Genomic DNA, 5,289 nt, shown 5'->3' with positions numbered 1-5,289 from the left:
AATAACCTACCAAGAAAAATATTAGAGTTTAAAACTCCGTTGAATTTAGTGCGGAATTACTTGACAGCGCAGGCTGTATAAATGATATACGTTTTAACGTTTAATCCACGAATCAATATAGAGCAAAGCTTACTGCATACATACAGCGTGCAGAGGTATAACCCCTCCGTATACAAAAAGTAAAAATTCCGTATGTTAACCTTATTTCGCCAACAAGTAATACAGAGACAAACAGACCGGCTACACGGTGAAGTCCTGCTGCTACCCAAGTTGTCTCATCTATTAATTCTTGGTTTTTTTCTCTTATGGGTTTTGTTGACTCTTTCCTGGCTTACGACTAGCCATTATGCACGTAAGGAAACCGTTTTAGGTTGGTTGTATCCCTCTTCGGGGGTTGTGCGAGTCTACGCAGAGCGCAATGGCATTATTAAACAGGTTTTGGTGAACGATGGTGAGGAAGTTGTTGAGGGGCAGCCATTGCTGATTGTGAATGGTGATCGTATTTTGGAAAATGGGCAGCACCTGGAGACACTGCTGCTGGCAGAATACGGGAAACAGCAGGATACGCTAACGCAAGAACTAAAGCGCGAAGAAAAACTTTACCGACAACAGCACCTCGATATAGCGCAGCGTATTGCCGCCAATCAGCAAGATTTAGCTTTGCTGAAAACGCAAATAAAAACCTTGGATCAACGTTATCAGCTTATTGATGAGCAGGTAACCCGCTACAGAAAATTGCAACATAGCGGACATATTTCCACATCGGAATTGGATTCGATGGTTGCCAAGGAGCTAGAGCTGCGAAGCGAGCGCCAGGGTATGATCCGCAACCAGATCAAATTACAAAACCAGCAACAGCAATTGCGTAACGAACAAGTGCGTTTGCCAGAGGAATACGCCAATCGCGCCGACCAGGTGCGACGGCAGTTATCCGAGCTTGCGCGTCAAATAGCCGAGCTGCACGGCCAGCGCGCTTATGTGATTAAGGCGACCAAATCGGGGGTGGTCAATAATCTGCAAGCGTGGGTGGGACAGCAGGTGCGCAGCAGCTTTCCGGTACTGTCGCTTTCCCCATTGGGAGAATCCCTGGTGGTACAGCTTCTGATCCCGGTACGCTCGGCGGGGTTTTTGGGGAACGGTCAGTCAGTCAATATTCGTTACGATGCTTTTCCCTACCAGAAATTCGGCCTCTATAACGGTGTGGTAACAGAAGTTTCCGATACCGTGCTACTGCCAGATGAGCTGCGCGATGTACCGGTTGCCATTAGCGAGCCTGTATACCGCGTCACCGCACGCTTATCTCAGTCTGAAGTGAGGGCCTACGGCAAACAGTTTGCCCTAAAAGCGGGAATGACATTATCCGCTGATATTCGTTTGGCGGAGCGCAGTTTATTGCAGTGGTTGTTTGAGCCTCTGTATAGTTTGCGGGGGCGCCTGTGATGGAATCCAGTGTTGCAAAACCTTCACCTGCAGTACGCCCGGAAGGGCTGTTACACTTCGGCGGCCAGCGTCGCCTACCGGTAATTTTACAGACCGAAGCCGCCGAATGCGGTCTCTCCTGCTTGGCAATGATCGCCAGTTACCATGGCTATGAAAGTGATCTTGCCAGTTTGCGTCGGCGCTTCTCAATCTCCAACCATGGAGCCAATCTCAAAACCCTGATAGATATGGCCGGGCGCCTACACTTAACCAGTCGCGCGCTGCGCCTCGACCTGGAACATCTCGGCGAGCTACAAAAGCCATGCGTGCTGCACTGGGATATGAATCATTTCGTGGTTTTAAAATCTGCGCAGCCCAAGCATATTCTAATTCACGACCCATCAATCGGCGAACGAAGGCTGGACCTCGAAACCTTTGGTCAGCATTTCACTGGCGTGGCCCTAGAGTTGACACCGACAGAGCATTTTGTCACCGATAAACCCCGCCAAACCCTCAGCTTAAGGAATTTCTGGCAAAGAATTACCGGACTCAAGCGCAGCTTAGTTCAGGTATTGCTATTGTCTCTATTATTGCAGCTATTTGCCATTATTGCCCCCTTCTATATACAGACGGTGGTAGACGACGTTATCCTGCGCAGTGATAACAACCTGCTTCTGGTGCTGGCGCTGGGCTTTGGCTTATTATTATTGATCCAAACCGGAACCAATGCCCTGCGGGAATGGGTAATCTTACACCTCTCCAGTCGCCTCAATATACAGATGGCTTCCAATCTCTTTCGCCATTTGATTCGCCTGCCCATGAGCTATTTTTCCACCCGCCATATGGGCGACGTGGTTTCCCGCTTCGGCTCGCTCAATCAGGTCCGTGAACTGTTAACCACAGGTTTGGTCGCTGCCATTGTCGATGGTGTTATGGCCTTGATTACGCTGGTAGCCATGTTCTTCTACGATATTTGGTTGACGTTTATTGTACTTGTAGTAGTTCTACTTTATGCCGCACTGCGCCTATTGCTCTACCGACCGCTGCGGTTGTTAACCGAAGAGCGTATCGTTGCCCAGGCCAAGCACGACTCACATTTTATGGAATCTGTACGTGCCATTCAAACTGTAAAATTGTTTCAACGGGAGAATGATCGTCAGGGGCAGTGGCATAATCGCCTTGCCGATACCATTAATAAAGATATTCGTATTGCTCGCTGGAATATCAGTTATGATACCATCAATAAACTCTTATTCGGCATCGAAAACTTACTGGTAATTTACTTTGCGGCTAGTGCAGTGATGGATAATCTTCTCAGTGTGGGTATGCTCTATGCCTTTATAAGCTATAAGACTCGCTTTGTAGATTCCATGGATGCGCTGGTTGTTAAATGGATTGAACTAAAAATGCTTGGTTTGCATCTGGAGAGGCTTTCAGACATTGTTTTTACCGAAGCAGAGACTATTGATCAACATGCCGTACCAGAGATTGACAGTGACATAAATGACAATCTGCTACAAGGAAAAATTACAGTATGTAATCTCACCTACCGCTATGGTGAGGCCGAAGCGCCCGTTTTTCAAAACCTCAACTTCACTATTGAGCCGGGTGAAACCGTGGCTCTTATCGGCCCCAGTGGTTGTGGAAAAACCACTTTACTGAAATGTTTGATGGGCCTGTTAAAACCAAAAGAGGGGGAGATTCTAATCGACGACCTGCCACTTAGCCAATCGCCTGGTTACCGCAGCCAAATTGCTGCTGTTATGCAAGACGATCAATTAATGGCGGGCACAGTGGCCGACAATATTGCCTGTTTTGACCCCAAACTGGATTTAGAGCGCGTTACTCACTGTGCTCAGATGGCCTGTATACATGAAGAAATTTTGCGCATGCCGATGCAGTACAACACACTGGTTGGCGATATGGGCACTAGTCTGAGTGGTGGACAAAAACAAAGAATTGTATTGGCGCGCGCTCTATACCGCGCGCCACGCATCCTGTTCATGGACGAAGCCACCAGTCATCTGGATATGGCGAATGAAGTTCTGGTTAACCAGCATATTCAACAGCTCAATATTACCAGAATACTGGTGGCCCACAGACCGGAAACGGTCTCTTCTGCGGGAAGGCAGATTCAGCTAATAGCAGATTAAACTGCTGATTATTAATAATCCTTTGGAGATAATATAATGAACCTATTAAATACTGAAAATGGCTCATCTAGAGTACTTGCTCGCCAAGGAGCCAGAGAGTTGTCGACTGAAGAAGTAAAAAATGTAAGCGCTGGTGCTTGCACTACGACTGCGAAAGTCACTTATGGACCTCAAGGGACTGATGCGGAAGTAGATATTACTTGTACCTAATCTAGATAATGTTTTTATCAAATTAATAATTTGGAGATGATATCGTGAATACATTAAATATTAAAAATGGCTCATCTAGAGTACTTGCTCGCCAAGGAGCCAGAGAGTTGTCGACTGAAGAAGTAAAAAATGTAAGCGCTGGTGCTTGCACTACGACTGCGAAAGTCACTTATGGACCTCAAGGGACTGATGCGGAAGTAGATATTAGTTGCCCTCTCCCCTAAATTCTTAAAAGTAATTTTTTGGTAAGAAAAGAAGAGCTGTAATTATTTCTGGCAATTGGTGGTTTATTAGCGTTTAAATAAATAAATCTCCAGTTGCTGGATTAAATTTAAAAATATACTTATTATTTTTAGGTATGCAAAATTAGTAGTTGTAAATAAGTTTTTAATTAAGGATCATTGTAATGACGGTGCATATTATTGGAAATGAAGGGGATTATCATTCTGTAGCGGTTCATTGGGGATTGAAAAAACTTGGTTTGCACAGTCATATTTGGGCGACTCCGGGATATCGCCAGAGCCAATCCATGACAATGAAATATCCTAAGTTTGATATAGTTTTAGGCGGAGTCAAACTTAATAAGTCAGACACTGTTTGGATAAGGCGCCCGCTTCTACCAGAGATCCATCCAAACACTAGTGATTTAGATAAAAAGTTTTGTACTAACGAGTACAAAGAGGCTTTTGATGGATTGCTTAATAGCTTTGAATACGTTAAGTTGTGTGCGAATTCCTATAAGGCGCAACGGCAAATGGAAAGAAAAGCAATGCAATTACGCATCGCTTTTGATAGTGATTTTCTTATCCCTAAGACAATAATAACCAATAATCAAGATGAAGCTAAAGAATTTATTAATCAGCTTTCTTCATCTTGTATTTATAAGACTTTTTTACCGCATATATGGGACTCTGAAGAAAAACGCACGCTTAATATGACGGCCACAACAAAAATTAATATAGACGATCTTAATGATGCCTTTATAGCTCAATCTTCTCCATTAATCCTTCAAGAATACATAGATAAATTGCATGATGTACGTGTTACTGTTATGGGAAAAGTGATGATTGCAGTAGCAATTGTTAATAAAAACAAGTTAGAAGCTCCTCCAGTTGATTGGAGGCCAAAACACAATCATACTCCAATGTCCATTGTTTGCGTAACTATTCCAGAAAAAATTAAAAATAAAATTATACTCTTTATGGAAAGAGCTGGCCTGGCGTTTTCTTGCCTTGATTTTTCTATTGATAAAATGGGAGAATGGTGGTTCTTAGAATCTAATGCCACTGGACAATTTCTATGGATAGAGGATGATGAAAAAAAGCTTAATATGTTATCTATTTTTTGTTCATTTCTATCTTCAGGTGATAAAAATTTTAACTGCATGAAAATTAATTCTTCAATAAATCTAATTGAATTTGAAAAATCTGAAGAATTTATTAATTTACAAAAAACTTCTAAATTAGGAGGCCAATCTTTTATAACAAAAGAATAATTTAGTCCTTAG

Annotated in this window: 3 protein-coding genes; all 3 read left to right on the top strand. The window is 43.4% G+C overall.

Annotated elements, in window-relative coordinates; translation table 11 throughout:
• The first annotated feature begins 192 nt into the window (after window positions 1–192).
• Window positions 193–1,440: an HlyD family secretion protein gene (locus tag Q5Y71_RS16280; protein ID WP_306043139.1), complete on the top strand. Its 1,248-nt coding sequence runs from the start codon at window positions 193–195 to the stop codon at window positions 1,438–1,440.
• A complete protein-coding gene (locus Q5Y71_RS16275; protein ID WP_306043140.1) occupies window positions 1,440–3,572 on the top strand; it encodes a peptidase domain-containing ABC transporter in 2,133 nt (710 codons plus the stop codon). Before Q5Y71_RS16280 ends, Q5Y71_RS16275 begins: the two co-directional genes overlap by 1 nt.
• A 616-nt stretch (window positions 3,573–4,188) precedes the next feature.
• A complete protein-coding gene (locus Q5Y71_RS16270; protein ID WP_306043138.1) occupies window positions 4,189–5,277 on the top strand; it encodes a hypothetical protein in 1,089 nt (362 codons plus the stop codon).
• Window positions 5,278–5,289 lie beyond the last annotated feature (12 nt).

Origin of the sequence: Microbulbifer sp. 2205BS26-8, from assembly GCF_030731025.1 — a bacterium.
GTDB classification, from domain to species: Bacteria; Pseudomonadota; Gammaproteobacteria; order Pseudomonadales; family Cellvibrionaceae; genus Microbulbifer; species Microbulbifer spongiae.
The sequence above is the reverse complement of the archived record's forward strand: the minus strand, read 5'-3'. Positions and strand labels throughout refer to the sequence as shown.

Bases quoted from the DNA above. Each gene is read 5' to 3' on its own strand.
- Q5Y71_RS16270 (WP_306043138.1), top strand. From the start codon at position 4,189: ATGACGGTGCATATTATTGGAAATGAAGGGGATTATCATTCTGTAGCG.
- Q5Y71_RS16275 (WP_306043140.1), top strand. From the start codon at position 1,440: ATGGAATCCAGTGTTGCAAAACCTTCACCTGCAGTACGCCCGGAAGGG.
- Q5Y71_RS16280 (WP_306043139.1), top strand. From the start codon at position 193: ATGTTAACCTTATTTCGCCAACAAGTAATACAGAGACAAACAGACCGG.